Source organism: Sulfurovum sp. (assembly GCF_041551015.1).
GTDB lineage: Bacteria > Campylobacterota > Campylobacteria > Campylobacterales > Sulfurovaceae > Sulfurovum.
On sequence record NZ_JBFENQ010000204.1, the window covers coordinates 1 to 2,158 of the forward strand.

The following is a 2,158-nucleotide window of genomic DNA, read 5'->3' on the forward strand; positions in this document are numbered from 1 at the left end:
CAGAGTTTGCACCAAGAAGTGTATTCTCACCGATGCTGATAGGGTTACCATCTGTACCCGAAAGAACACCAAGAATACTCGCACCACCACCGACATCAGAACCAGCACCTACGATAGCAGATGAAGAGATACGACCTTCAACCATCACTGGACCAAGTGTTCCAGCATTAAAGTTGATGTATGATGCACCTGGCATCACTGTCGTACCAGCAGCAAGCTGAGCACCCATACGTACTTTAGACGCTTCTAAGATACGTGTATTATCTGCAGGGATCACATGTTGTAAATATCTTGGGAACTTATCTACAGAGTCAACCGTCGGATACGTACCATTGAGTTTCATTTCTATCTCATTTTCTCTAAGGTAGTCAAGTTCATATGGTGTATTGCCAACCCATGCCACATTTGACAAGATTCCAAATGCACCATTGAGGTTGATCTTTCTTAATTCTGCTTTAGCAAGAGAAAGTGCATAAAGTTTAAGATAAACCGCTTCTACAGACTCAGGGTTTGCATCTTCAAACAAAAATACGATTCTAAAGTTTTTACCGATATCTTCCATATTTGCAAGTGTTTTGATCACTTGTACGTTTTTATGTGCATCACCAGTTGCTTCTGCAAGGTACGGAGCAAATGCTGCCATTGCATTTTGTACAAAGTTGTCACTTAACGTTGCTACAAATTCAGTACCTGAAAAGTCTACATCACAACCAGCTTCCTGTAGTGCCTTAATGAATACAGCGGCAGATCCAAAGTTCTCTTTCCAGTTAATGAGTCCAAAGTTCGCCTGAAGTATCTTCTCAGCGTTTTTTTGACCTCTGTCTACTCTTGCGATACCAAATGCCATAGGCTCTTTATATCCTGCTTGTGAAGTAACCTCTGTTACCAATTGTTTAAATGCATCTGTACTTGTAACTGTTTCAATAGCCATAAAATCTCCTATAGATCGAATAAAATAATTTAAAGCGATTATACTTGCTTTTGTTTAACATTCCTCATTATCTCGAACCAATCACGGGAAAAATGCTTCTTGATATAGGCTTCATAATGGGGCACTGTACATCCGGAACAGTCTTGATGTATGGCATCATCAGAGACAAACTGTGCTCCGTCTTTAGAGTCTATACTGCAAGTACTGTAGAGAACTTGACTACCCTCTTTGGAAACCCCTTCATCATTAAAGCGAAAGTTGGGACAGGCACAAAGATAACAGTTCAGCTCTTCCATATCATGACACTTTTTATGCTCTTTATAAAGGAAACAGAAATCCGGTTCTTTTTCTACCATATTTTCAAATCTAAAGTACTCTATAACCTCTGTATCATTCAGATATTCGACTTTTCTCATTATATTTTGGTGTTTTCTGCCGTGTGTCTTAAACCAATCTGTATAGGTCATTTAATATCCGTAAATGTATTTTTTATTTTGTATAACTTCCACATATATCAAACTGCAGTGCTGCTTCCCTCTTCGTTTTTTTAAAAAAAGAAGCAAAAAATCGACATCACTCTCAAATCGCTTCGCTTGCAAGGGTGTTCATGATGTCAGTAGCGTACTATGTACGATTGTCGAATAGTATAACATAAAGAAAATTCTAGTACAATCCGCACATGAAACATCTTAGAGGTCATAATAAAAACTACTTTTCATTAGCCGTCATCGCTATGTACTCCACACTTTCAAAGTTGTGTTGGATCGACAGCAATTTTCAGTACCATAAAAAAGCCTTTATCTACCACGAATACAAAACTTCTCCTCCTTGTTTATCTATTTTTTACTAATCAAAACTCTATATAAACCAAATAAACAAGGAACAACCTATGACAATCAAGTCACTCAGCCTCATAACGGCTACACTATTACTAACAACCAACACTTACGCAGACGAAACACTTGAGCCTATCACAATAATCTCTTCCAACAAAACAACACAATCCATTAAAAACACTACTTCAAATGTGACTGTCATTACAGCTGATGACATTGAAGAAAAAGGGTATCAGACAGTTGCACAAGCCATAAACACAGTAGCAGGTATATCAGTAACAAATTCTGGTGGCCTCGGACAGCAGACTTCATTCTTTGTTAGAGGTGCGGATTCAGGAAAAGTACTCGTACTTTTAGACGGTATGCGTCTCAACGATCCAAGTACAACCAA

3 protein-coding genes are annotated in these 2,158 nt (G+C 38.3%); 1 reads left to right on the top strand and 2 read right to left on the bottom strand.

The window, feature by feature from the left end; translation table 11 throughout:
- Positions 1-931: tetrahydrodipicolinate N-succinyltransferase N-terminal domain-containing protein (locus ABZC96_RS09800; protein ID WP_373030811.1), on the bottom strand; the 931-nt coding region annotated here is incomplete at its 3' end.
- 38 nt (positions 932-969) lie between these two features.
- The gene (locus ABZC96_RS09805; RefSeq protein WP_373030812.1) at positions 970-1,398 is read right to left on the bottom strand and encodes a hypothetical protein; all 429 of its coding nucleotides are present in this window, start codon (positions 1,396-1,398) and stop codon (positions 970-972) included.
- Between the two features lie 422 nt (positions 1,399-1,820).
- Between ABZC96_RS09805 and ABZC96_RS09810 the strand changes: the two genes are divergently transcribed.
- Positions 1,821-2,158, top strand: a 338-nt coding sequence (locus tag ABZC96_RS09810) for a TonB-dependent receptor (RefSeq protein WP_373030814.1), incomplete at its 3' end; no start/stop codon positions are given.

Coding starts and splice junctions, on each gene's coding strand:
- ABZC96_RS09805 (WP_373030812.1), bottom strand. CDS start 1,398: ATGACCTATACAGATTGGTTTAAGACACACGGCAGAAAACACCAAAAT.